Below are 25,903 nucleotides of genomic sequence, written 5' to 3' on the forward strand. Positions count from 1 at the left end.
GCCCGCCTACTCCGCGACCTTGGGCCCGATCGCATCGGTCCCCGCCGGCATCCTCAGCCCGCCGTCGCGCGCGCGTTGCGCGCCGCGCGCCGAATAGCGGTCTTTCAGCCGCAGGAACGGCTTTTCGATAAGGAAGTAGCTGGCTGTGGCCGCCGCGAACGCCTCCAGGATGCCGAGCGGAAACCCATGCGGGATCGGCAGGTTCGGATTGGCGAACGGTTGCTGCCACAGATACAGGCTGAATGAAATCGTGCCGATAAACACCATCGGCCTGGTTTGCAACAATCTGGAACACCATAAATCGTTTCGAAAATTGAGCACGACGATCAGAACGCCGATCAATGCCGCTTCGATCGTCACGCCGTAAGTGATATTCCAGATTCCCCGCAATTCCGATTCGATCACCGGCATCGCGAACAGCACGATGCAGACGATCGCGGTGACGATGCGCGACTCGCCGCGCCATGATCCGATCCACGCCTCCAGCCGCTGCCGGTTGAGCGCCACGTAGCAGCCGATCAGGATCGGATCGATGCCCGTATGGAACATCATCCGCAGTTGGCCGCGCAGCGCCGGCGCGGCGAAATAGGTGCCCGCGCGGACGAGCGGAACGATCAGGATCAGCGCCGCCAGCCAGCGCGTGTTGTTGCGCCGCACGGCGAACAGCAGCAGCAGCGGCCAGAACCAGTAGAACTGCTCCTCGAGCGCCAGCGACCAGAAATGGCCGAGATACCACGCGCCGTCGGGATGCAGCGCGGTGTCGGCGGTCAGACCGAGCCCGACCGAATAGTTCCACAGGTGCAGCGCGGCAAGCGCCCACTGGCGCGGGCTGACGTCGACCCACCCCGCCACCGCCAGGAGCGCGACGACCGCGAGATACGCGTAGCATGCCGGCCAGATCCGCAGCACGCGCCGGACATAGAACGGCGCCAGCGCGATGCTCCCGGTACGCTTCAGTTCGCCCAGCAGCACGTTGGTGATCAGGAATCCGCTGAGGACGAAGAAGATCAGCACGCCGAGCCGGCCGTCGGCGAGCAGCCGCAGCGGCGCGAGCCAGCCCGTATAGCCGCCGGGTGTGACGTGCTCCGCGTGCCCGACGACGACCATCGCCACCGCGACGGCGCGCAACCCGGTAAGCTGCTGGACGCGATGTGTCATGGACTCGTTTCCATCGGAATGGCGAATGGCCGGTTTGTTGATTGGTGTTTCTGAATGGCGTGCCGAATGTCGTCGTCAGTTTCGTCGAAAAATATCGAAATAAAATCTATTAAAAAAATGCTGCCTTAAACGACACGCCATTCAGGTCGCACAACGGCCGGCCGCAGGCAACGCGGATTGGGCATAATGGCGAATCGCTTCCGGCCTCGCTGCCACGGCAGCCGGGCGACCTTCATTCCAGGGGAAATTCCATGTACCCACCCATCGAACCCTACGCCCACGGCTACCTCGACACCGGCGACGGCCACCAGGTCTACTGGGAGCTGTGCGGCAACCCGCAAGGCAAGCCGGCCGTGTTCCTGCACGGCGGCCCCGGCGGCGGCTGCAGCCCCGACCATCGCCGGCTTTTCGATCCCGCCCGCTACAACGTGCTGCTGTTCGACCAGCGCGGCTGCGGCCGGTCGACGCCGTACGCGAGCCTCGACCACAACACGACCTGGGATCTCGTCGCCGACATCGAGCGGCTGCGCGAGATGGTCGGCGCCAGCCAATGGCTCGTGTTCGGCGGTTCGTGGGGCAGCGCGCTCGCGCTGGCCTACGCGGAAACCCACCCGGAACGCGTGAGCGCGCTGATCGTGCGCGGCATCTTCACGATGCGCCGCGCGGAACTGCTGTGGTACTACCAGGAAGGCGCGTCGTGGCTGTTCCCGGACCTGTGGGACCAGTTCCTTGCGCCGATCCCGGAGCACGAGCGCGGCGACCTGATGGCCGCGTACCACCGCCGCCTGACCGGCGACGATGAAGCCGCGAAGCTGGAAGCCGCGCGCGCGTGGAGCCTGTGGGAAGGCCGCACGATCACGCTGCTGCCCGATCCCGCGCTCGCCGAGCATTTCGGCGACGGACACTACGCGCTCGCGTTCGCGCGCATCGAAAACCACTACTTCATGAACCGCGGTTTCGTCGACGAGGGGCAGTTGCTGCGCGATGCGCATCGTTTGGCCGGCATTCCGGGCGTGATCGTCCAGGGGCGCTACGACGTCGCGACGCCCGCGCGCACCGCGTGGGATCTGTCGAAGGCATGGCCCGAAGCATCGTTCGAGATCGTGCCCGATGCCGGCCATGCATATAACGAGCCGGGGATTCTGAAGGCGCTGCTCGCGGCGACGGACCGGTTCGCGAACTAGTCAGCCTATAAGCGTCGTCAGGAGGTCGATTCTCGACGTCGAGCGTCTGCATCCGCGGAAGCGTCGGGAATCGACCACGGTTCCCGGCCGTTGACCTTCGGCGGTTTCGACGCGCGAATCAGCACCAGCGCGATGCAGAACGTCACCGCTCGCCGGCATGAACATGCCGGGTGCGCGGGATTGGTGATTTGAAAAGAGACGGCGAGGCGTTTGGTTATCGCTGACCAATCACGAGCCACAAGCCAGTGACTTCAGTCGCAGTTACGGCGTAACGCAGTTTGCCAATTGCACGCTGGAACATTTTGGGTTGTTTGCGTTGTTCCAGTGCACGCAGAATTATGCCGGTCAATTTTTCGGTGTTTTCCTGTGAAGACATGGCCGGATCGAGCGCGACCGCCATCGCGCCAAGTACCGCAAAGTACTTCACCGTCATTCCGGATTCGTTTGGCGCGACGTTGACAATGAGTTCGCCAAGCGTTCCATCGACCTCGTTGACCCGGCCTACTATCCCGACGTTGGGACCGACCGCCTGCTTGAAGCCATCATAGCCGGCATAGCCCTTGTAGCCATGATCGCGACCGATTTTCAATTCAGCGAGCTCATAATCGCTGGATGCCCTGCGATTGTATTCGGCGCGAAACTGTTTCGGCGTTATCCCGAGGGATTCGCGCGGATCTGGCTCGACGGTTGCTGTCGACGCAACCGATGCAAGATCAGCGACGGAAATTGCTTCGCTCGACTGGTCGACCACTGCCTTCGCCGCTGCCTTTCTTTCCGGAACGACGAACGCCGCCAGGCCCACCCCAATCATCAATGCCAACATGCCGCCGAGGAGCACCTCGCCACGGTTCGGCACTGCGCCCGTCCTCTTGTTTTCAATTGCTGACGGGAAAATCGAGCCGATAACCGCGCAAACGAACAGCAGAAGGCCAGTCAAAAACGAAACCCAAGCAACAAGCAGCATTGGCTGGTCCAATTTGAATTTGAATTAATTTTCGATGATACCAGCGCACGAAGCCCCGAACATTCACCCGTCGCCGTCCCCCTCCAGCGGCTCGACCGTCACCCCCACCCTCAGCTCCTGATCGGCGCCGCCGCCGCGGATCACGCCGCGCAGCGGCGTCACGTCCGCGTAGTCGCGGCCGATCGACAGCATCACGTAGTCGTCGCCCGGCGCGCGATCGTTGGTCGGATCGAGCTGCAGCCAGCCGCCGTCCTCCGGCCACGCCGGGTCGTACACCTCGACCCACGCATGCGACGCGTCCGCGCCGATCAGCCGCGGCTGCCCCGGCGGCGGCTGCGTCAGCAGATAGCCGCTCACGTACCGCGCGGCCAGCCCGAGCGAGCGCAGCGCGCCGATCATCACGTGCGCGAAATCCTGGCAAACGCCCTGACGCAGCGCGAGCGCATCGAGCGCGGTGGTCGTCACGTCGGTGCTGTTCGGCGCATACGTGAATTCCGCGTGGATGCGCCGCATCAGGTCCCACGCCGCCTGCACGAGCGGCCGGCCGGGCGTGAAGCTGACCGCCGCATACGCGGCCAGCGCCGGATCGCACGCGACGTGCGGCGACGCGAAGACGAATTCGCTCGCCTCGTCGTAGGGCTGCCCCGCCCGAAAACAGAACCGCTCGCGCACGGCTTCCCACGCGTTCGCGTGCGCCGGTTCCGGCTGCGCGATCGCGGGCGGCGGTTCGCCGCGCGCGCCGGCCGACCAGACGGGCGGCGTCACCCGCACGACGCTGCGGCTGCGCACGAACAGCGCGTCGTGCGGCTGGTTCAGCGCGAACGACGTGCGCGCGTTGCCGAACGCATCGGTCTCGGCGCCGACGCTTTCCGGCGCGGGTTCGATGTCGAGCGCGAACGACAGCACCTGCTGGCGCGGCGTCGCGAGCGGCGTCAGGCGCGCCTGGTGCTGCGCGGATTCGACCCGCGCCGCGTAGCGGTACTCGGTGTCATGCGTGACGCGCAGCAGCCGGCCCGTGACGGGGGCGGCAGAAGCCGCCGCGTCCGGTGCGGGCGGCGCCTTCGCCGCGGATTTGGTCGTCGTCACCATAGCGTCCTGCCCGCCTCGCGCACGTGGCTGAAATAGCGTTCGCCGATCCGGTTCGACAGTTCCCACACGGCCTTCGCGGTCGTGTCGAGGCGCTCGAGCAGCCGGTCATGGCGGCCGTCGTCGCCGGTTTCGCACAACTCGTGCAGCGACCAGCCGGGCACGTCCGGTATCGCGTCGGCCAGCTCGGACAGCGCGTAGCCCTCGCTGTGCTCGACCTTCGTCAGGCGCCCGCGCATCGCCTGCACGACCCACGCGAGCGAGCGCGGATTGTCGGTGTCGAGCACGACGAGCGACAGCAGCGGCGCGACGTCGAAGCCGCGCTGGAAGCGCGAGCGGAACGTGATCGCGCTGTCGAACAGCTCCAGCACCAGCTCGAAGCCGTCCTGCTTGTGCACCGCGCCTTCCTCGAACGCGAAGCGCAGCACGCTGCACAGGAAGTCCAGCCGGTCGATCTGCCGGCCGATCGACAGCAGCCGCCAGCCGTCGTCGCGCGTCATGTTGTCGGTCTGCGCGCCGGTGATCGCGCCGAGCAGCAGGCCGAGCCGTTCGAGCAGCTGCAGCGCTTCGTTGCCGAGCTGCTCTTCCGCTTCTGCATTCCCTGTGCTGTCGGCGAACAGCTGGGTCGCGTCGTCGATCAGCCGCCATTGCTCGCTCGACAGCCGCTCGCGGATCGCGGCCGCCGCGCCGCGCATCCCGTACAGGCACGACGCGATGCCCGCCGCGCGGTCCGCGCTGCGCGTCAGCGATGCGGCGAGCGCAAGCTGGAACGCGCGCGGCGCGTCGACGGCGCTCGGCGCGTCGGCCGCGATCAGGCCCGTGTCGCGGCACAGCGTGTCGATCAGCTCCAGATGCGCGGGGCTGTCCGCGTCGTCCTCGCCGCGCAGCCGTTCGAGCGCCGCGCGCGCGAGCCGCGTCAGGTTGGTCGCGCGCTCGGTGTAGCGCCCGAGCCAGAACAGGTTCTCCGCCGCGCGGCTCGCGATCGCGCGCGGCTGCGCGGTGGTCAGGTCGTCCGCGCTGAGGTGGGTCTGCAGCAGCGTCGTCGCGTCGACGACGCCTTCCGTCATCACCCACGTATCGACCGTGCTGCCGCCGCGCGGCATCGGCGCGTTGAACAGCGCGTCGCGCGCGCCGACCCGCGACAGCCCGCCGGGCAGCACACGCCAGCGCGCCGCGCCGTCCGCGAGCGCGAACACGCGCAGCAGCAGCGGCTTCGGCACGATCCGCGCGCCGCCGTTGCCGTAGCCGTCGCCCGGCTCGCGGTGGCCCGGCCACGTCGGCGCCTGCGACAGCGGCAGGTCGGCCTGCACCGTGTAGTGCGCGGGGTTCGCGAGGATCCGCGCGCGCCATTCGGCGAGCTGCGCGTGCGTGAGCCGTGCGCCGATCACCGGCTCGAAGCCGCCGCCCGCCTGCACGTCCGGCGGGAACGACGGCTTGATGATGCAGCGCGCGAGCTGCGGCAGCGCGTCGTCGCACGCGGCCGGCTCGCCGCACCACCACGAATGCACGGCCGGCAGCGTCAGCGTTGCGCCGAGCAGGCTTTCCGCGAGACGCGGCAGGAAGCCGAGCATGCCCGGCGATTCGAGGAAGCTCGAGCCCGGCGCATTCGCGAGCAGCACGTTGCCCGCGCGCACCGCCTGCAGCAGCCCCGGCACGCCGAGCAGCGAATCGGGCCGCAGCTCCAGCGGATCGAGCCACGCGTCGTCGACGCGCCGCAGGATGCCGTGCACGGGTTCGAGCCCGCGCAGCGTCTTCAGGAACACGCGGTTGTCGCGCGCGGTCAGGTCGCCGCCCTCGACCAGCGTGAGGCCGAGGTAGCGCGCGAGATACGCATGCTCGAAATACGTCGCGCTGTGCGGCCCGGGCGTCAGCAGCACGATCCGCGAGTTCTTCCCCGCCGGGCTCAGCGCCTGCATGCTCTGCAGCAGCGCGCGGTAGCTCGCCGCGAGCCGCTGCACGCGCAGCCCGCGGAAGGTGCGCGGCAGCAGGCGCGACACGATCAGGCGGTTTTCCAGCAGATAGCCGAGCCCGGCCGCGCCCTGCGTGTGATGCGCGATCACCCGCCACTGGCCGTCCGGCCCGCGCGCGAGATCGAACGCGACGACGTGCAGCCACGTGTCGCCGGGCACCCGCGCGCCGCGCATCGCGCGCAGGTAGCCGGGATGCCCGGTGACGAGCGCGGGCGGCAGCAGCCCGCGCCGCAGGATGGTCTGCGGCCCGTAGAGGTCGGCCATCATCGCGTTGAGCAGCCGCACGCGCTGCAGCACGCCGCGCTCGATCGCGGCCCAGTCCTGCGACGTGACGATCAGCGGCAGCAGGTCCAGCGACCACGGGCCGGTCGCGCCGTCGCCGGCGCGCTGCTCGTGCAGCTGGTAGAACAGGCCGTTCTCGCGCATGCGCCGCTGCAGCGCGTCCGCGCGGCGGTCGAGATCGGCGACGCCGTCGCTGCCGAGGTGCGTGAAGAATGCGCGCCACGCGGGCGCGAGCGCGGGCGCCTGCAGGCCGGCCGCGCTGCCGCGCAGCTCGTCGTAGCGGCCGGCGGCGGCCGGCGCGGCAAGCGCGGCGGCCAGCTCGGCGGCGTCGGGCTGCGATCCGGTATCGAAAAGCGTGTGCATCGCGTCGGCGGCGGCGAGATCGTCGGGGTGAATGGGCGGCACGGTATCGGTCCGTCTTGAGTCAGGAGGCGCGAATCAGCAGCAGCGAATGGCGGTCGATCCCGCACGCGCACCGCCACGGTGCGCGGCGCGCGTGCGCGACCGCGCCCTGCCGGCATCCTAGCATTCCGGCGGGGCCGCCATCGGCCGGCGCGCGCTGTCGTTCCGGCCACCCCGGCCGCCCGCGCATCGTCATCAGGTCTCCTCCATGCATGCAGCGCTCAGGGCCGCCGCAGGTCCAGCGTGAACGGGAACTCGCGGCTCGGCGCGGCCGCCGCCACCGTCATCCTGCCCGGCGTATGCCCCATCGCGACGAAACGCGCGAGCCGCCGGCTCTCGGCCTCGTACGCGTTGACCGGGAACGTCGCGTAGTTGCGCCCGCCCGGATGCGCGACGTGATACCGGCAGCCGCCGAGCGAGCGCTGCATCCACGTATCGACGATGTCGAACGTCAGCGGCGCATGCACGCCGATCGTCGGATGCAGCGCGGACGGCGGCGCCCACGCCTTGTAGCGCACGCCCGCGACGTATTCGCCGGCGGTGCCGGTCGGCTGCAGCGGCAGCGCGCGGCCGTTGACGGTCACGACATGGCGGTTGTCGTTCAGGCCCGTGACGCGCACCTCGAGCCGCTCCAGCGACGAATCGACGTAGCGCACCGTGCCGCCGCTCGCGCCCTCCTCGCCCATCACGTGCCACGGCTCCAGCGCGCCGCGCAGCGTGAGCTGAATCCCGCTCACCGCGATCTGCCCGAACAGCGGGAAGCGGAACTCGAAGTGCGGCGCGAACCACGCCGCATCGAAATCGAAGCCCGCGTCGCGCAGCTCGGCCAGCACGTCGTCGAAATCCATCTTCAGGAACGTCGGCAGCATGAAGCGGTCGTGCAGCGCGGTGCCCCAGCGCGTGAGCGGCGTCGTGTACGGCGCGGCCCAGAAGCGCGCGACCAGCGCGCGCAGCAGCAGTTGCTGCACGACGCTCATCCGCGCATGCGGCGGCATCTCGAACGCGCGCAGTTCGAGCAGCCCGAGGCGGCCGGTCGGCGAATCGGGCGAATACAGCTTGTCGATGCAGAACTCGCTGCGGTGCGTGTTGCCGGTCACGTCGATCAGCAGGTTGCGCAGCACGCGGTCGACGAGCCACGGCGGCATGTCGTGCCCATGCAGCAGCCGGTTGCGCTGGATCTCCGCGAACGCGATGTCGAGCTCGTAGAGCTGGTCGTTGCGCGCTTCGTCGACGCGCGGCGCCTGGCTCGTCGGGCCGATGAACAGGCCCGAGAACAGATAGGACAGCGACGGATGGTTGTGCCAGTACGCGATCAGGCTCGCGAGCAGGTCCGGACGCCGCAGGAACGGGCTGTCGGCCGGCGTCGCGCCGCCGAGCACGAAGTGGTTGCCGCCGCCCGTGCCGACGTGGCGGCCGTCGACCATGAACTTCTCGCTGCTGAGCCGCGACTGCCACGCCGCGTCGTACAGGAATTCGGTATGGCCGACGAGCTCGTCGAAACTGTGCGCCGGATGGATGTTGACCTCGATCACGCCCGGGTCCGGCGTCACCTGCAGCAGCTTCAGGCGCGCGTCGCGCGGCGGCGGATAGCCTTCGAGCACGAGCTTCACGCCGAGCGCGCCGGCGGTCAGCTCGATCGCGTCCAGCAGGTCGAGATAATCGTCGAGCGCGGCGAGCGGCGGCATGAACACGTACAGGATGCCGTTGCGCACCTCGACGCACAGCGCGGTGCGCGTGATCCACGCGGCCGATTCGAAGCGCTCGGGACGGCGCGTCGCGTCCGAAGCGGCACGGCGCCCGTCGCCCGCCGCGCCATCGTCGCGCCACTGCATCACGGTCTGCGCGGGCGCCTCGCGATGCACGCCGGCCAGATAGCGCGGCGCATCGCCCGTGCCGGCATGGCGCGCGCGGACCGCATCGGCGTCCGGCAGCGGCTCGCGCGGCGCGAACGGGTCGCGCTCGACCAGGACCGGATAGTCGGCGCGGCCGACCCACGGCAGCGAGTCGAGCGGCAGCCGATAGCCCATCGGCGAATCGCCGGGCACGAGGTACATCCGCTCGTCGCGGAAGAACCACGGGCCGGTCTGCCAGCACGGGCCTTCGAGCCCCGGGGATTCATCCGCGCGCCTGAGCGGCAGCACGTAGCCGACCACGCTGTCGAGCTTCTGCTCGAACACCCTGCGCAGCCGCGCGCGCTCCAGTTCGTCGTCGAGCCGCGCGTCGAACGGATCGACGTTGACCGGCAGCCGGCGCTCGCGCCACAGGTAGTACCAGACGTCTTCGTATCCGGGACGGATGAATTCGCCGGTCAGGTTCAGGCGCGCGGCCAGCGCGTCGATGAAGCGCTTCGCGTCGTCGGTCGTCAGGGCCGACGGCGCGCGCTCGTCCGCGAACAGCGACGGATCGCGCCAGGCCGGCTGCCCGTCCGCGCGCCAGAAGATCGACAGCGCCCAGCGCGGCAGCTGCTCGCCCGGATACCACTTGCCCTGCCCGAAATGCAGGAAGCCGCCATGGCCGTACTCGGCGCGCAGCCGCTGCACGAGCTCGGTCGCATAGCCGCGCTTGGTCGGCCCGAGCGCGTCGGTGTTCCATTCCGCGCCGTCGCGGTCGTCGATCGACACGAAGGTCGGCTCACCGCCCTGCGTGAGCCGCACGTCGCCGGCCGTCAACGCCGCGTCGACCCGGGCGCCGAGCGCGCGCACCGCGCCCCATTGCGCGTCGGTGTACGGCTTCGTCACGCGCGGCGATTCGTACACGCGCGTGACCGCCATCTCGTGCTCGAACGCGACGTCGCATTCGTCGATCAGCCCCTCGACCGGCGCGGCGCTGGTCGGCTGCGGCGTGCAGGCGAGCGGAATGTGCCCTTCGCCGGCGAGCAGGCCCGACGTCGGGTCGAAGCCGATCCAGCCCGCGCCCGGCAGATAGACCTCGCACCACGCGTGCAGGTCGGTGAAGTCGACCGCCGTGCCGCTCGGGCCGTCGAGCGACTTGACGTCCGGCGTGAGCTGGATCAGGTAGCCCGACACGAAGCGCGCGGCGATGCCCAGGTGCCGGCACAGCTGCACGAGCAGCCAGCCGCTGTCGCGGCACGAGCCCGACGCGAGTTCGAGCGTCTGCTCGGGCGTCTGCACGCCCGGCTCCATCCGCACCAGATAGCGGATGTCGTGCTGCAGCTTCTGGTTCAGCGCGACGAGGAAGTTCACGGTGCCGGCCGGCGTGCGGTCGATTCCGTCGAGATACGCGCGGAACGCGGGCGACGCGCTCGTCTGCGGATCGCACGCGAGGTACGGCGCGAGCTCGGTGCGCAGCGCGTCGTCGTACTGGAACGGGTATTGCTCGGCGCTGCCTTCGAGGAAGAAGTCGAACGGGTTGTAGACCGACATCTCGGCGACGAGATCGACCGTGATCTCGAACTCGCGCGTGCGCTCCGGAAACACGAGCCGGGCCAGGTAGTTCGCGAACGGGTCCTGCTGCCAGTTGATGAAGTGCTGCGCGGGCCGCACGGTCATCGAATACGCGACGATCGGCGTGCGGCAATGCGGCGCGGGACGCAGCCGCACGACCTGCGGGCCGAGATTGACGAGCCGGTCGTAGCGGTAACGGGTGGTGTGATGCAGCGCGACGTGAATGGGCATGGCGAAGCGGCTCGGCTCAGGTTGGATCGGGCCGCTGCGCCGCGCCGGATCGGGCGCGGCGCAGCGGCGCGACGGGTTCGTCGGCTGACGGGCGCGTCAGACCAGTTCCGGCGACTGCACGACGCTGATCTCGATGCCGACCGGCGTCGCGCCGGCCCCGGTCACCGGCTGCGCGTCGCGGGCGTCGAGGCCGGTCGCGATGCGCACGTAGCGCTCGTCCGGGCAGCGGTTCATGAACGGATCGAAGCCGACCCAGCCGAGCCCGTCGACATACGCTTCGGCCCATGCGTGGCCGGCGGGCTGCTGCATCGGCGCGGCCGCCTGCTGCTGCGCGCCGAGCGCCGGCCGCGGCATGCCCTGCGACTGCGACGCGTGCGACGCGCCGAGCGCCTGCTGCATCCCGTCACCGCTTTGCAGCGCAACGGCCTCTTCCTCGTGCGCGCCGCCGCCGTGCTGCTTCGCATCGGCGATGCGCTGCATCGCGCTGTCGGCCAGCACGTAGCCGGAGATGTAGCGGGCGGGGATCTTCAGCACCCGCGCCGCCGCGATGAACGCGTGCGCATGATCGCGGCTCGTGCCCTCGCCGCTTTGCAGCGCGGTTTCCGCGTCGACCGGCGTGTCCGGCGCATGCGGCGCATACGCGATGCGGCCGTGCACCTCGGTCATCAGCCAGTGCAGCGCATCGAGGCTGCGCTGCTCGATCGGCAGCGCGTCGGCCAGCGCGCGGACCGTGTCGCCCGCTTTCGTGAGCGCGGTCTCGCGCTCGAAGATCCACGGCGGCGCGTAGCCCTCGGTGTGGCCGAGGATGCCCGCGCGGTCCTGGGTCTCGACGACGCCCGCCGCGACGATCACGATCTCCGGCTTCTTGCCCTGGTCGTGCCGCACGAGGTCGGTGCGGTTGCCGAGCCCGTCGGCATAGGTGAGCGTCGGCTCGACGCCGTCGATCGTGACCTGCCACGCGCGCACCGTCTGGCCCGGCCCCGATTGCGGACGCAGCCGCAGCCGTTGCAGCACGTGGGTGACCTGATCGTCGAACTGATAACGCGAGATGTGTCGGATGGCGAGTCGCATGGCAAGTCTCAGTCGAAGTTGTATGCCTGGGCGATTTCGAGCCCCAGGCTGTTGTTGCGGCCGATGAAGTCGGTCAGGAATTCGTGCAGGCCGCTCTTGAAGATCCGCTCGACGCTGGTGTCGGACAACATTTGCAGGATCTTCGTGGCGGTGTCGTGACACGGGTGCGTGACGCCGTAGTCCTTCGCGAGCAGGTTGAGGCTCGACACGACGCGGCCGTAGCAATAGCGCAGCGAGCGCGGCATCCGGCCGTTGAGGATCAGGTAGTCGGCGATGTTCATCGGCTTGTACTGCACGTCGTAGACCCAGCGGTACGAGCGGTGCGCGGCCACGCAGCGCAGGATCGTTTCCCACTGGTAGTTGTCGAGGATCGTGCCGACGTGCGAGACGGACGGCAGCAGCAGGTGGTACTTCACGTCGAGAATCCGCGCGGTGTTGTCGGCGCGCTCGACGAACGCGCCGATCTGCGCGAAATCGAAGATCTCGTTGCGCAGCATCGTGCTGTAGAAGCTGCCGAGGATCAGCGCGGTCTCGCGCTTCACCTGGTCGAGCACCGCCGGCAGTTCGCCCTCCGGCACCGGCTGCGCGAGCACGCGGCTGAGCGACAGCCATGCGCCGTTCACGCTCTCCCACGCTTCCCGCGTGAGCGCCGTGCGCACCATCCGCGCGTTCGAGCGCGCGGCCTCGATGCACGACAGCACGCTCGACGGGTTGTCGCGGTCGCGCAGCAGGTAGTCGGTCACGGTGTCGGCCGCGTAGGCGTCGTATTTCTCGCGGTAGCCGTCGTCCGCGCCCGAGCTGACGAGCACCGACGACCATTCGGCCGGCGCGTCGGAGGTGCGCGTAAGCGCCATCCGCAGGCCGGCGTCGACGATCCGCGCGGTGTTCTCCGCGCGCTCGATATAGCGGTACATCCAGTAGAGACCGCTCGCTGTGCGTCCAAGAAGCATCTTGTGTCCACTCCGTCTGGTTTCCGTTCGCGCGCCGCCGTTGCCGGCGCGCGCTGTCGCCGCGTTCCGTTCAGTCGGCCAGCACCCAGGTGTCCTTGGTGCCGCCGCCCTGGCTCGAATTGACGACGAGCGAGCCCTCCTTCAGCGCGACGCGCGTGAGCCCGCCCGGCGTGATGCGGATGCGATCCGACACCAGCACGAACGGCCGCAGGTCGACGTGCCGCGGCGCGAGGCCCGCTTCGGTCAGGATCGGCGTCGTGGACAACGCCAGCGTGGGTTGCGCGATGTAGTTCGCGGGCCGCGCGCGCAGCTTCGCGGCGAACGCCTCGATCTCGGCCTTCGACGCGCACGGCCCGACGAGCATCCCGTAGCCGCCCGAGCCGTGCACTTCCTTCACGACCAGTTCGTCGAGATGATCGAGCACGTACTTCAGGCTGTCCGCCTCGCCGCAGCGCCAGGTCGGCACGTTCTCGAGCAGCGCCTTGCGGCCCGTGTAGAACTCGACGATTTCCGGCATGTACGAGTAGATCGCCTTGTCGTCGGCGATGCCGGTGCCCGGCGCGTTCGCGATCGTGATGTTGCCCGCGCGGTACACGTCCATGATCCCCGCGACGCCGAGCACCGAATCGGGGCGGAACGTCAGCGGGTCGAGGAACGCGTCGTCGACGCGGCGGTACAGCACGTCGATCGGCCGGAAGCCCTCGGTGGTGCGCATCGCGACGCGGTCGTCGATCACCTGCAGGTCGCTGCCCTCGACGAGGTGCACCCCCATCTGGTCGGCGAGGAACGAATGTTCGTAGTACGCGGAATTGTGGATGCCGGGCGTCAGCACGGCGATGGTCGGATTATCGGCGTTGCCGCCCGGCGGGCAGACGGCCGCGAGCGACTGGCGCAGCATCTGCGGATAGGTCTCGACCGGCCGCACCTTGACCTGCTGGAACAGCTCGGGGAAGAGCTGCATCATCGTCTCGCGGTTTTCCAGCATGTACGACACGCCGGACGGCGTGCGCGCGTTGTCCTCGAGCACGTAGAACTGGTTCTCGCCGGTGCGCACGATGTCCACGCCGATGATGTGCGTGTAAACGTTGCCGGGCGGCCGGAAGTCGATCATCTCGGGCAGGAACGCGTCGTTGTGCGCGATCAGGTGCTTCGGCACGATCCCGGCGCGCACGATTTCCTGGCGGTGGTAGATGTCGTCGAGGAATGCATTGAGCGCCATCACGCGCTGCTCGATGCCGAGCGACAGCCGATTCCACTCGTTCCCGGAAATAATGCGCGGCACGATGTCGAACGGGATCAGCCGCTCGGCGGCGTCCGCGTCGCCGTAGACGGCGAACGTGATGCCCGTCTTGCGGAATACGTTCTCCGCGTCGCGGGCTTTCTGGGCGAGGCTCGCGGGGTTCTGCGTGTCGAGCCACTGCTTCAGGCGCGCGTAAGGCGCCCTGACCATGTCGCCGGATTGCAGCATTTCATCGAATGGCTTCATCGATTTGTTCTCCATCGTTTTTCCCGGCATTGCGCATGCCGGACCGGCGTAACGACTGCTGAGCAAGGAGCGTGCCTTGCCATTCCCCGATTTCGCCGCGCCGCCGGCACGCTCCGGCGGCATGCCGCACCACGACGGTGCAGCGCGCGACGCGATTCGCGGCATCGGTGCGCCGCGTGTCACGATCATGGTTCTCCCGCGCGTCATCGATGTGCAATCTGCAGTGCAGCATTCGCGGCCGGCCAGCCCGCGCGGCTGCTCCGGCGCGATGCCCCGCGCGCCGGGTTGCCGCACCGCGTCGGCGAAAGAGGCGGGCCGGCGCGCGCACGGCGCAGCCGAGCCCGGGGGGAAGTACCGACCACGGCCAGCCGGCTGGTTCAGACGCGAGATGAACTAACCGGTTAGCCTTGTCCGGCATGACAACGTTATGCAGCCGTATTTATGGCGACAACGCTCATGCATATTTCGACTAACACCCATCGAAAAAAAACATCGGTATGCTCGACACGAGGCGCGGTAGGCTAGAAGGTTCCGCAGAAACCCGCGCCGGCTTCGGCAAGCGCCCGACTATATAAAAGACGACGATCGATATGGAAGCAAAGTGGCTGGAAGATTTCCTGAGCCTTGCCGATACCAAGAGTTTTTCCCGGGCGGCGCGTAACCGGCATCTCACGCAATCGGCATTCAGCAGGCGAATCGCGTCGCTCGAGACCTGGATGGATGCGAAGCTGGTCGACCGGAGCATCACGCCGGTCGCCCTCACCCCGGCCGGACAGATGTTCCGCGGGCTGGCCGCGGACATCCTGCGCAGCATGTATGCGGCGCGCAACCTGGTGAACGGCTACGACCAGTTCGCGGCGAGCGACCAGGTCGTGCGGTTCGCGGTCGCGCATACGCTCGTGTTCACGCTGTTCCCCGAATGGCTGAAGCAGCTCAACGGCGAAGTCGGCCACGTGACCGCGCGCGTCAACGCGGTGAACGTGCCGGAGGGCGTGCAGCAGCTCGTCGAGGGCGAATGCGACATGCTGCTCGGCTATCACCATCCGCAGTTGCCGATCGTGCTCGACCCGAATCATTTCCCGTTCGTGAATCTCGGGGTCGAGCGGATCCTCCCCGTCTCCACGCCCGACGCGCACGGCAAGCCGCTGTTCCAGTTGCCCGGCCGGCCGGGCGAGCCGTTGCCGCTGCTCGCCTATTCGTCGGGGGCCTTCCTCGGCAACGTCGTCGAGATGCTGCTGCTGAACGCGGCCGAGCCGTACGCGCTGCACCGCTGCTTCGAGACGCACATGTCCGAGGCGCTGAAAGGGATGGTGGTGGCGGGCCACGGGATCGGCTGGCTGCCGGAAAGCTGCGTCGCGAAGGAGCTCGCGGAAGGCAGCCTCGTGTGTGCCGGGTCGGCCGACTGGATCACCGAGCTGGAGATCCGGCTGTACCGGTCGGCGCGCAAGCGCGGGCTGGCGGCGGAGCAGCTGTGGACGTACATCATGAACCGGCCGCGCGGCGCGGCGACGGCGACGGCCGATCCGCCAGCGCCGGCGACGCGGGTCGCGAGACGGGCTGCGAGCGGCGGCGGGCGGTAGCGCCGGCCGGGCGGGTGCGGTGCCGTTGACCGGTTGCGCGGGGGAATATCGGCCCGCGCCATCTCAAACTACGTCTTCCTTGCCCTTCCGTCAGGATGACGAATCTCCTGCCGGCCTGATCGCGCACGGCACCCTGCCACCGAATTGGTCTGGTGATACCACATCCTCCTCGCGTTTCAGCGCGTCGTCTCGGGGACCATCCCGGGACGACGCGCCCGCGCATGAGCAGGTTGCGCCGCCGATCCCGGCCAATATTCAGTCTTGATCCGCTGCCAATAAGTAAATATCCCGTCGGCGTTAACACCGATGATCCATTTCAAATGCCGAATATCAATCAGGAGCGAAAACCCCTATTCCCGAACGCGCCCACCCCGTTGCCTCACCGGGAATTTTCACGAGATTTTCATTGAAATCACACAAATACGATTTCGATATCACAAACGAAACAGCCAACCATCAAAAATGCCTCACCGTTGAAACCACATCATTTATTCAACCAAACAACCAGGACCAAAAATACAATTCCACGCGTCAACCCAAAGCATCTCCTCCCACATGGCGGAAAATCTTCAATCGTCAGTCGTTATCAGTGATGCAAATTCAATCGCAACCCCATTAGCAGGCGCCGCGCGTCGAACGTCCCGCGCCACGCAATACCGCAGACGGATTGGCGGAAAAAATTGCCATTCGTCGGCTACGCCGCCGGAACGAAGTGCACCTCAACCTTCTTTCCATATTATGTTCTGCAGGTTGAAACGACCATGCGATCCCGCAAACTGGAGAGGTTTTCATTTTTCGGCCGTTATTGATCGCACGAAACGGCCTTAATTCCCATTTCAGATATTACGTTCCCGACCATCGTCACTCCCACGTCATGCACGGCATTTTATTAATCGATCCGTGAAAGTGAATAGTGCGTTGGAAAATGGCGAATGGTCTTTGCGTTTTACGTTCCGGAATGTATGCTTGCTATCAAATGCGAACGGAGGTCCCGATGTTATCTTCGTTTCGAAAGCAAGCTGTTCCTGCTGCAGCCGCTGTCGCTTCGATGCTTTGCATGGGCGCAGCGGCAATGGCCCAGACGACTCCCGCGTCACAGCCGGACACGCAGCGTTATGTGATTTCATACATCTGCGGTGACGCACGGATCGACGGCACCGCACCGCTTCCACCCGACGGGCGTCCTTACAACCTGGGCGTGTCATTTGCTTCCGCCCAATCCGGCAATCCGCTCGTCAACGTTCAAGTGCGGCTGAGGCGCCACGGTCGCGTGCTCGCCGAATTCAACGCGGCAGGACCGCGCTGCCTGTTCAGCGTTCCCGATGCCAGCTACCGGATCGAGGGCACGTACCAGGGCGAAACGAAATACGCGATCGTCGAAACGGGTGTGCTGAATACGCAGCTACGGTGGTAAGCGTTCCACCGGCAACGGCACGGAATCGAGGAGCAATGCATGACAAGTATGAATCGACAGCATATGCACTCCACCGGCCATCCGAAACCGGGCTGGGGCCCGGGCAAGAACGCAGCGCTCAGCTTCGTGGCTTTTGCCGTGATTTTCGGCATATTCGCCTATGTCAAGCGGGATGTCGTCGACGAGGTTTCCAGGGCATCGCATGAAGCATCGGGCGTGGTCGGCATATCTGTCAGGAGCACTGACAAGCTCGCTGTTGCAGCGCCACCACCCACCGGCATGACATCGCCGGTGACGATCGAAATCGAGCCGGAGGCCGCGCCGCGCGTCGACACTCAGCCGACGGCAATGCCCCCCGCACCCGTGCCCGCCCCCGCCCCGCCGGTTGCCGCCGCGGCCAACCCGCATGCGGCACATCCGGCGCCATCCGGCGGCGCCGTCAACGGAAAGCATGCCGGCCTGCATCGCCAGCCGCATCAGCATCCACGGCCTCATGACGTTGCCAATACAAGGACACGCATGACTGTCGCGGCAAGGCCGCATTCGTTCAGCGAAGGCGGCCACGCGCACACCGCAGGCGTCACGCACGAGGAGCTGGAGAGCGCCCGTGCGCTCACGAAGGCGCGCTCGTGCGCGGTGCTCGAACAATGGGACTGTGTTGAACAGAACGCGAGCCGGGTGCTCGCCATCGACCCGCAGAACGGCGAATCGCGGGCACTGCTCGGGGAGGCCATCCGAAACCATCCTTGACGTTGTACTCGGGGAACCAGAATCACCAACAAACTCGACCGCAGATCGAGCGCATTGATCGGCGCATGACCGATCTAACCGTTTCGAAGTGAGGACACCCCGTGGCCAACATCAACAATCGCAGACTCACTGCCATTCCGCGCAACCGGCGGATTCTTGTTCAGGCGCCGCTCATGTTGCTGCTGATCGCATCCGGCACCTGCATCGCCGCCGAAGGCGAAACCGAGTCGAGCCAACCCCGGAACGTCGCCGAGGCGCAAGGCGCGCCGCGCGCGCAACCGGCCGACGCAGCATCCGTGCGCGACGAAGTGTTCGGTCTCGCCACGGGCGGCGGCGCCGTCAAGGCGCTCGAAGAGGCGAAGTCCCGGCCCGACATCTTCTCCGCATTCGATCTCGCGCAGCTGGAGGAACTCTCGATCCGCCAGCAAGTGCGCGGCGGACGCGACAAGGCGCGCTCGATGACGAGCACCGATCGCTTCGACGGGCTCGACACCGCGCTGCGCGCGGCGGACGAGCTCAACGCGAAAATGCCGATCACGCCCGAGTATTCGCCGGTCAGGACGGCGCTCGCCGGAGATCGCACGGTCGCCTACGCCGCCCGCGGCGACATGAAAAAGGCGGTGGCGTCGTTCGAAACGATCCCGCCCGACGCGGAGATTTCGATCGATGCGCTGGCGGGCGCAGGCGACGCGTACCTGTACCTGAACGAACCGGGCAAAGCCGAGGCCGTCTATCGGCGTGCGCTCACGCAAGCGAGCGCGTCATCGGCCGACCAAGCGACGCGCGGCTACCAGTATGGCGCGCGCACGCGCCCGATCGAACTGCGCGAAGGGCTGTTCTGGTCGTATATCGATCAGGGGCGGGCGCAGGATGCGGGCAAGGTGCTCGACGAGATGGGCAAGTCGCTGCCGCCGGCCGCGCAAGTTCATCCGTGGGACCCGGCAAACGACGATTACCTGCGCTACTACCGGCTGCGCGCGCAGCTCCTGATCAATACGGGCAGGACCGAGGAAGGAATCGCGGAACTGGAAAAGATCGAGAAGGAAGTGCCGTTCAACGCCGAGGTGCTCGCCGCGCATGCCGACGCGGTGTCGGGACAGTCGCATCCGCGTCAGGCCATGGCGATGTACAACGCCACCCTGACCGATCACCCCGACAGCGTCGAAGTCCTCGCCGGGCTCGGTCGCGCGTCGCTCGTGGCGGACGACTATGCGACCGCGCAAAGGGTCGACCAAACCCTCGACAACACGTTTCCGGACAGCGGCGCGGTCCGCCAGTTCAAGCGCGACTACAACGCGTACCGCAGCCCGGTGCTGACCACGGAGCTGAGCTACGAGCACGGCAACGGCGCACTGGCGGACAACGCGTTTACGTCGGATACCTATCTTTATTCGCAACCGTTCGGCAACAACTGGCGGGTGTTTTCCCATACGTTCTTCGGGTATGCGCAAACCGACATCGGCAGGATCAGCCGCACCCGCACGGGGGTCGGCGGCGACTACCGGCACGGGCCGCTCAGCCTGCAGGCCGAAGCCACCCGCTCGTTCGGCGCCGACGGGCGCACCGGCGGCCGCGGTTCCGTCACCTACAACTTCGACGACTACTGGACGGTATCCGGCGGGCTCGACAGCAACGACAACTCGCTGCCGTGGAAGGCCTATGTCTCGCACATCTGGGGCAAATCCGCGAACGTCGAGGTGGCGTACCGCCAGAACGATCGCCGCGAGGTCAAGCTGAGCTACGGCGTGAGCCGCTACTCCGACTCGAACTTCCACCAGGAAATCGCGGCGACCGGCACGCAGCGCGTGTACACGTCCGCGAACCAGCTCGTCAACGTTTCGTTGAACGTCGGCACCGACAGCAACACGCGGCAGGACGCCCCCTACTTCAGCCCGAGGCGCGACTACGCGGCCGCGGCGACCGTCATGCATCAATGGATGGTCTGGAAGAAGGGCGACATGTCGATGCGGCAGCGCATCTCCGCGTCCGGCGGCACATACAACGAGAGAGGATTCGGCACCAGCGCGCTGTGGAGCGCGCGCCTCGAACACGCGTGGACGTTCAAGCACGACATCACGCTGACCTACGGCGTCGAGGTCAGCAGCCATGCGTACGACGGCCAGCGGGAGCGCTCGGAAACGGGCTTCCTCGCGCTCAACCTGCCGTTCTAGAACCAGGAGCCCAGCGAATGCAATCGAGACGGACCTTCATGTGTGGTTGCCTTGGCACAGCTGCTGCTTGTTCGCTGTTTCCGGGCGTGACCCAGGCAAGGATGATCGACCTCCTTCCGCCGTCGGACCCCGCCGACGGCAAGACCTTCCGCGTGATTTGCATGCACGACGTGCGCGACAACCTGCTGTCGACGTTCGCGAACGCCACGATGATCGATCCGTACGCGATCGACACCGGCACGCTGACCGCGGTCTTTTCCTGGCTGCAGACCAACAACTATCACACGATCACCGTCAAGCAGATCGAGGCATCACGGCACGGCGGCAAGCCGTTGCCGCCCCGCTCCGTGCTCCTCACGTTCGACGACGGCTTTCGCAGCCACTTCACGAAAGTGCTGCCGCTGCTGAAGCGGTTCCGCTATCCGGCGGTGATGGGCATCGTCACCGCCTGGATCGACGCCCCCGCCGACGCGCCGATCCGCATCAGCGACAAGATCCAGCTGCCGCGCGATTACTTCATGTCGTGGGACGAGGTCAAGCAGGTCGGTTCGTCGGAGCTGGTCGAGCTCGCCTGCCACACGCACAACCTGCATCATGGCGCGGTGGCCAATCCGCAGGGCAACGAGCTGCCCGCCACCACGTCGCACCTCTATCTGGCCAACGAGAAGCGCTACGAAACCGATGCGGAATTCGAAGCGCGGGTGCACGACGACCTGCAGACCTGCATCCGGCAGATTCACGAACGCACCGGGCTCGTCGCGCGCTCGATGGTGTGGCCGTACGGCGCGGAAAACCAGCCGGTGCAAAAGATCTCGACGTCGCTCGGCATGGATATCCAGTTCAGTCTCGATGCCGGACCGAATACGCCGGACGTGCCGCTCGATCGCTTGCGACGCATCCTGATGATGTATGACGTCGATATCGGCGGGTTCGAGCGCTCGATGCGCGAGCCGGCGACCAACCGCGGCGAAGTCGAAGGCGCCGAGCGGATCGTGCAGGTCGATCTCGACCAGGTGTACGACCCCAACCCGGCGCAACAGGAAAAGAATCTCGGCGAACTCATCGAGCGCATCTACCGGATGCAGCCGAAGTCGGTCTACCTGCAGGCATTCGCCGATCCGAAGGGCACCGGCGTCGCGGAGTCCGTCTATTTTCCGAACCGGCACCTGCCGATGCGGGCCGACCTGTTCTCTCGCGCCGCATGGCAGCTCAATACCCGGTCCAATGTCCAGGTCTATGCGTGGATGCCGGTGCTGGCCTTCCGCCCGCCGCCGGAAAAGCTGCACAGCCTCGAGACGGTCACCGCCTATAGCGGCGCACCGGCACGCGAGAACGGCACGCGCGTGTTTCGCCTGAGTCCGTTCGACCCGAACGCCCGGCTGCTGATCGAGCAGATTTACGAGGATCTCAGCAAATATGCGTCGTTCAACGGCATCCTCTTCAGCGACGACGCCGTGCTCGACGACTACGAGGATGCGGGCCGGCACGCGCTGCAACTGTATGCGCAATGGGGCCTGCCGCGCGACATCGGGCAGATTCGCGCGAAGCCCGACCTGATGAGCCGCTGGACGCGGCAAAAGACCCGCTATCTGCTGGACCTGACGCGGCAACTGGTGCAGGTCGTGCTGGCGAACCAGAACGCCGGCGACGTGCTCACCGCGCGCAACATCTTCGCGCAGCCGGTGCTGAATCCCGAATCCGAAGCGTGGTACGCGCAAAACTACGACGATTTCCTCAAGGCGTACGACTTCGTCGCGCTGATGGCGATGCCGTACATGGAGCAGGCATCGGACCCGGATCGCTGGCTGGACAAGCTCGCCAGCGTCGTCGCCACCAGGCAGCACGGCTTCGCGAAGACCGTGTTCGAATTGCAGGCCTACGACTGGCGCGCCCGCAAGGAGATTTCCAGCGCCACGCTGCTTGCGCAGATGGGGCGGCTGAGAAGCCGCGGAGCCTTGAGCTTCGGCTACTACCCGGACAACTTCCTGCACGATCAGCCGAAACTCGCGACCATACGCAGCGCCATGTCGCTCAAGTCGCGTCTCGACCCGACTTCGATCAATGCGCTGATGCAGGCGCAACAGCACCAGGGGAAGCCGGCAAAATGATCACACATGACTTCATCCGGCGCCTGCAGGACTTCGTCTTCTATTACCCGTTCTTCATGTCGTATCTGTGGATGATCGGGGGCGTCGTGCATTACCTGCTGCTCGAGGAGGGGCGCGTGCTGTCCAAGCGCATGCTCGCGGCGAGCGGCATGCCGAAAGTGTCGATCGTCGTGCCCTGCTTCAACGAAGAAGCGAACGTGCGCAGCGTGATCACGCACCTGAACGGCATGGACTACCGGAACTACGACATCATCGCGGTCAACGACGGAAGCCGGGACCGCACCGGCGAAATACTCAACGAGCTGGCCGCCGCCATCCCGCGGCTCATCGTCATCCATCACGCGCGCAACGAGGGCAAGGCGGTAGGCCTCACGACCGCGGCCGCCGTGTCGAACGCGGAGTACCTGCTCTGCATCGACGGCGATTCGCTGCTCGCGCACGATGCGATCGACTGGATGCTCGAGCATTTCATCGCCGACCCCGGCGTCGGCGCGGTCACCGGCAACCCGCGCATCCGCACGCGCACGTCGCTGCTCGGCCGCATGCAGGTCGGCGAGTTTTCGTCGATCGTCGGGCTGATCAAGCGCACGCAGCAGGTGTACGGCCGCATCTTCACGGTATCCGGCGTCATCACGATGTTCCGCAAGACCGCGCTCGCCGATGTGGGCTACTGGAGCTCGGACATGCTGACCGAGGACATCGACGTCAGCTGGAAGCTGCAGTGCCGCGACTGGCGCGTCGTGTACGAGCCGCATGCGCTCAGCTGGATCCTGATGCCGGAGACCATCCGGGGGCTCTACCGCCAGCGGCTGCGCTGGGCCAAGGGCGGCATCCAGGTGCTGCTCAAATATGCGAGCACGGTCGCGCGGCCCGCGCAGATGATGATGTGGCCGATCTACGCCGAGTACCTGATCGGCATCGCGTGGGCGTACTCGATGTCGTTCATCCTGCTGCTGTCGGTCGTCGGCCTGTTCCATCCGCTGCCGCCGGACTGGCACGTGTCGCTGGTGCCGCGCTGGCACGGCATGCTGCTGGTGGCGACCTGCGTGCTGCAGCTGATCGTCGGCTGCATGATCGATCGCCGCTACGACGAAAAGCTCCTGATGTATTTCCTGGACACCGTCTGGTATCCCGTCGCCTTCTGGTTGATCAGCATGATCACCACCGTCGTCGCCCTGCCCGCCATCGTATTGCGGGGCCGGGGCAAACGCGCAATTTGGACCAGTCCCGACCGAGGAATTCAGCATGAAGAACGCGCCGATTATTGACCTCTCGCTCCGTTCGCCCGCCCGGATGATCGCCGATCGCGGCATCATCTCCGGGTGCTCGCAAATCGTGTGGTTTCGCTTCATTCGGCCAGCGCTGGTCGGCGCGGTATGGGCGTCGATCTGCATCTATACGTACCGCTATCTGCTGCCGATCAACGACGCCGAAATGCCGATCGAGCAACTGGTGTTCTACGTGACCTGCATCTCGCTCATCGCCGGCGGGCTGGTCACGTGGCTGATCGCCGCACGCGTCATCCACCCGCTCACCTTCCGGTGGCACGTCACGAAGATGCTGCGGCGCTCGGCCAGCCTGAAGTCGAAGTCGGGACCGACGACGGCTCTCGCGAAATCCGGACACCCCGACGGGAAACAGGCATCGCGCATTCTCGTCGCGTCGCATGACGCCGACGGCTCGATTTCCGCGCTCGAATGGAAGCGCCACGAACGCCGTGCCGCGCCGCACGCGCGCGAACGGGACGACGAGGAATCGGACGAAACCGTCTGGGACGGCGTCGGCCGGACGACGCGTCACGGCACCTGAAGTCGACGTCCGCCGCACCGCGCGGGCGTTCCGATCACTATTTCTGGACGAGGTGAACCATGTGCGGAATCGTCGGAGCAAGCGGCCGGAACAATCAGGTGCCGCAACTGGTCAAGGCGCTGAGCCGGCTCGAATACCGCGGCTACGACTCGTGCGGGATTGCGCTGCAGAACGGCGGCAACCTGCGCAGCGAGCGCACGCTGCGGCGCGTGACGGACCTTCAGGAACGCGTGACGATGCTCGGCCTCGAAGCCGGAACCTGCATCGCCCATACGCGCTGGGCCACCCACGGCGCGCCGTCCGAGACCAACGCGCACCCGATCATGTCGGGCGTCTCGATCGCGGTCGTGCACAACGGCATCATCGAGAACCACGAGGCGCTCAGGGCCGAGCTGCGGCAGCGCGGCTACGTCTTTCGCGGCGAGACCGATACGGAAGTGATCGCCCACCTGATTCACGGCGAGTATCGCGACGACCTGTTCGACGCCGTCGTTCGCGCGGTCAAGCGCCTGCGCGGCGCGTACGCGGTCGCGGTGCTGAGCGCGCGCGAACCGCAGCGCCTCGTGGCGGCGCGCGCGGGCTCGCCGCTCGTGATCGGCATCGGCGCGCAGCAGAACTACCTCGCGTCCGACTGCGCGGCGCTCGGCGACCTGACCGACCGCTTCATCTATCTCGAGGACGGCGACGTCGCGTTGCTCACCCCGGAGCACATCCGGATCGTCGATGCGCTCGGGCGCGACGCGAAACGCCCGCTGTGCCAGGTCAAGGCGCGCGACGGCGATGCCGGCCTCGGCCCGTTCCAGCACTTCATGCAGAAGGAGATCTTCGAGCAGCCGCAGGCGATCGGCAACACGCTGGCCGGCGTCGATACGATCTCCCCGGCCCTGTTCGGCTCGCGCGACGAAGCGCAGGCGCTGCTGTCGCGCGTGACGAGCGTGCTGCTGCTCGGCTGCGGCACCAGCTATTACGCGGGGCTCACCGCGAAATACTGGATCGAGAGCATTGCGGGCGTGCCGGCCCAGGTCGAGATCGCCAGCGAATACCGCTACCGGGAATCGGTGGCCGACCCGGGCACGCTCGTCGTCGGCATTTCGCAATCGGGCGAGACCGCCGACACGATCGGCGCGATCGAGCACGCGCGCGGCCTCGGCCAGGACCTGTCGCTGGCGATCTGCAACGTCGCGACGAGCACGATCGCGCGCAACGCGTCGCTGCGCTTCCTGACGCAGGCCGGCATCGAACTGGGCGTCGCGTCGACCAAGGCCTTCACGACGCAGCTGGTCGCGCTGTTCCTGCTGACGGTGACGCTCGCGCAGCTGCGCGGCCGGCTCGACCCGGCGCGCGCGGCAGCCTGCCTGCAGCAGCTGCGCGGGCTGCCGGCGCGCGTCGGCAATGCGCTGGCCCTGGAAACGCAGATCATGGGCTGGGCCGCCGATTTCATGCAGCGCGAGAATGCGCTGTTCCTCGGGCGCGGCATTCATTTCCCGATTGCGATGGAAGGCGCGCTGAAGCTCAAGGAGGTGTCGTACATCCATGCCGAGGGCTACCCGGCGGGCGAGCTGAAGCACGGCCCGCTCGCGCTCGTGACGAGCGCGATGCCGGTCGTCACGATTGCGCCGGACGACGGCCTGTTCCAGAAGCTGAAGTCGAACATGGCCGAAGTGCGCGCGCGCGGCGGGCGGCTCTACGTGCTCGCGGGCAGCCATCTCGAGATCGACGACGCCGACGACACGCGCCTGATTCGCCTGCGCGAGCCGGGCGACCTGCTGTCGCCGGTCATGCACGTCGTGCCGCTGCAGCTGCTCGCCTATCACGTCGGCTGCGCGCGCGGCGCCGACGTCGACAAGCCGCGCAACCTCGCCAAATCCGTGACCGTGGAATGA

Annotated in this window: 18 protein-coding genes; 10 read left to right on the forward strand and 8 right to left on the reverse strand. The window is 67.0% G+C overall.

The annotated features are described in order from the left end of the window. Positions 1-6: 6 nt before the first annotated feature. The gene (locus HWX31_RS00785; protein ID WP_059613155.1) at positions 7-1,158 is read right to left on the reverse strand and encodes an acyltransferase family protein; all 1,152 of its coding nucleotides are present in this window, start codon (positions 1,156-1,158) and stop codon (positions 7-9) included. 251 nt (positions 1,159-1,409) lie between these two features. On the opposite strand from HWX31_RS00785, the gene pip reads away from it, so the two are divergent. Further along, entirely contained in the window at positions 1,410-2,342 is a 933-nt protein-coding gene (gene pip, locus HWX31_RS00790; RefSeq protein ID WP_174962491.1) for a prolyl aminopeptidase, read from the forward strand. Between the two features lie 214 nt (positions 2,343-2,556). Here the strand turns inward: pip and HWX31_RS00795 are convergent, their stop codons facing one another. The 7 genes from HWX31_RS00795 to HWX31_RS00825 all read right to left on the reverse strand — a co-directional run bounded on the left by HWX31_RS00795 (position 2,557) and on the right by HWX31_RS00825 (position 14,188). Next, positions 2,557-3,306 (reverse strand): hypothetical protein, encoded by a 750-nt coding sequence (locus tag HWX31_RS00795; RefSeq protein WP_174962489.1) that lies wholly within the window; start codon positions 3,304-3,306, stop codon positions 2,557-2,559. Positions 3,307-3,369: 63 nt separating this feature from the next. Next, the gene (locus HWX31_RS00800) at positions 3,370-4,392 is read right to left on the reverse strand and encodes a transglutaminase family protein (RefSeq protein ID WP_174962487.1); all 1,023 of its coding nucleotides are present in this window, start codon (positions 4,390-4,392) and stop codon (positions 3,370-3,372) included. Then, a complete protein-coding gene (locus HWX31_RS00805; protein ID WP_174962596.1) occupies positions 4,389-7,007 on the reverse strand; it encodes a circularly permuted type 2 ATP-grasp protein in 2,619 nt (872 codons plus the stop codon). Before HWX31_RS00805 ends, HWX31_RS00800 begins: the two co-directional genes overlap by 4 nt. Before the next feature lie 260 nt (positions 7,008-7,267). Then, a complete protein-coding gene (locus HWX31_RS00810; RefSeq protein ID WP_174962486.1) occupies positions 7,268-10,681 on the reverse strand; it encodes a transglutaminase family protein in 3,414 nt (1,137 codons plus the stop codon). A 96-nt stretch (positions 10,682-10,777) separates the two neighbouring features. After that, positions 10,778-11,752, reverse strand: coding sequence for a transglutaminase family protein (locus HWX31_RS00815; RefSeq protein ID WP_174962484.1), 975 nt, complete (start codon positions 11,750-11,752; stop codon positions 10,778-10,780). An 8-nt stretch (positions 11,753-11,760) separates the two neighbouring features. Further along, positions 11,761-12,702 carry an alpha-E domain-containing protein gene (locus HWX31_RS00820; RefSeq protein ID WP_174962482.1) on the reverse strand — a complete coding sequence of 314 codons (942 nt, stop codon included), beginning with the start codon at positions 12,700-12,702 and terminating at the stop codon, positions 11,761-11,763. A gap of 70 nt (positions 12,703-12,772) precedes the next feature. Further along, positions 12,773-14,188, reverse strand: coding sequence for a circularly permuted type 2 ATP-grasp protein (locus tag HWX31_RS00825; RefSeq protein WP_174962479.1), 1,416 nt, complete (start codon positions 14,186-14,188; stop codon positions 12,773-12,775). Positions 14,189-14,264: 76 nt separating this feature from the next. Here HWX31_RS00825 and HWX31_RS00830 point away from each other — a divergent pair, with 76 nt between their 5' ends. From HWX31_RS00830 to glmS, 9 genes are all read left to right on the forward strand, one after another. Continuing rightward, positions 14,265-14,585: a hypothetical protein gene (locus HWX31_RS00830; RefSeq protein ID WP_174962477.1), complete on the forward strand. Its 321-nt coding sequence runs from the start codon at positions 14,265-14,267 to the stop codon at positions 14,583-14,585. A 193-nt stretch (positions 14,586-14,778) separates the two neighbouring features. Further along, positions 14,779-15,768 carry a LysR substrate-binding domain-containing protein gene (locus HWX31_RS00835; RefSeq protein ID WP_174962475.1) on the forward strand — a complete coding sequence of 330 codons (990 nt, stop codon included), beginning with the start codon at positions 14,779-14,781 and terminating at the stop codon, positions 15,766-15,768. A gap of 994 nt (positions 15,769-16,762) precedes the next feature. Then, entirely contained in the window at positions 16,763-17,182 is a 420-nt protein-coding gene (locus HWX31_RS00840) for a hypothetical protein (RefSeq protein WP_174962473.1), read from the forward strand. A 39-nt stretch (positions 17,183-17,221) separates the two neighbouring features. Further along, positions 17,222-17,932 carry a hypothetical protein gene (locus tag HWX31_RS00845; RefSeq protein ID WP_244143605.1) on the forward strand — a complete coding sequence of 237 codons (711 nt, stop codon included), beginning with the start codon at positions 17,222-17,224 and terminating at the stop codon, positions 17,930-17,932. Between the two features lie 173 nt (positions 17,933-18,105). Then, positions 18,106-20,103 carry a poly-beta-1,6 N-acetyl-D-glucosamine export porin PgaA gene (gene pgaA, locus HWX31_RS00850; RefSeq protein ID WP_244143606.1) on the forward strand — a complete coding sequence of 666 codons (1,998 nt, stop codon included), beginning with the start codon at positions 18,106-18,108 and terminating at the stop codon, positions 20,101-20,103. Positions 20,104-20,120: 17 nt separating this feature from the next. Further along, on the forward strand, positions 20,121-22,211 hold the full coding sequence (gene pgaB, locus HWX31_RS00855; protein ID WP_174962471.1) for a poly-beta-1,6-N-acetyl-D-glucosamine N-deacetylase PgaB: 2,091 nt from the start codon (positions 20,121-20,123) through the stop codon (positions 22,209-22,211). Then, positions 22,208-23,479 carry a poly-beta-1,6-N-acetyl-D-glucosamine synthase gene (pgaC, locus tag HWX31_RS00860; protein WP_174962469.1) on the forward strand — a complete coding sequence of 424 codons (1,272 nt, stop codon included), beginning with the start codon at positions 22,208-22,210 and terminating at the stop codon, positions 23,477-23,479. The genes pgaB and pgaC overlap by 4 nt, the downstream gene beginning before the upstream one ends. Continuing rightward, positions 23,457-24,020 (forward strand): Biofilm PGA synthesis auxiliary protein PgaD, encoded by a 564-nt coding sequence (locus HWX31_RS00865; protein ID WP_244143607.1) that lies wholly within the window; start codon positions 23,457-23,459, stop codon positions 24,018-24,020. The genes pgaC and HWX31_RS00865 overlap by 23 nt, the downstream gene beginning before the upstream one ends. 59 nt (positions 24,021-24,079) lie before the next feature. After that, positions 24,080-25,903, forward strand: a complete 1,824-nt coding sequence (gene glmS, locus HWX31_RS00870; RefSeq protein WP_174962467.1) for a glutamine--fructose-6-phosphate transaminase (isomerizing) — start codon at positions 24,080-24,082, stop codon at positions 25,901-25,903.

This window comes from Burkholderia ubonensis, assembly GCF_902833085.1.
Taxonomy (GTDB): domain Bacteria; phylum Pseudomonadota; class Gammaproteobacteria; order Burkholderiales; family Burkholderiaceae; genus Burkholderia; species Burkholderia ubonensis.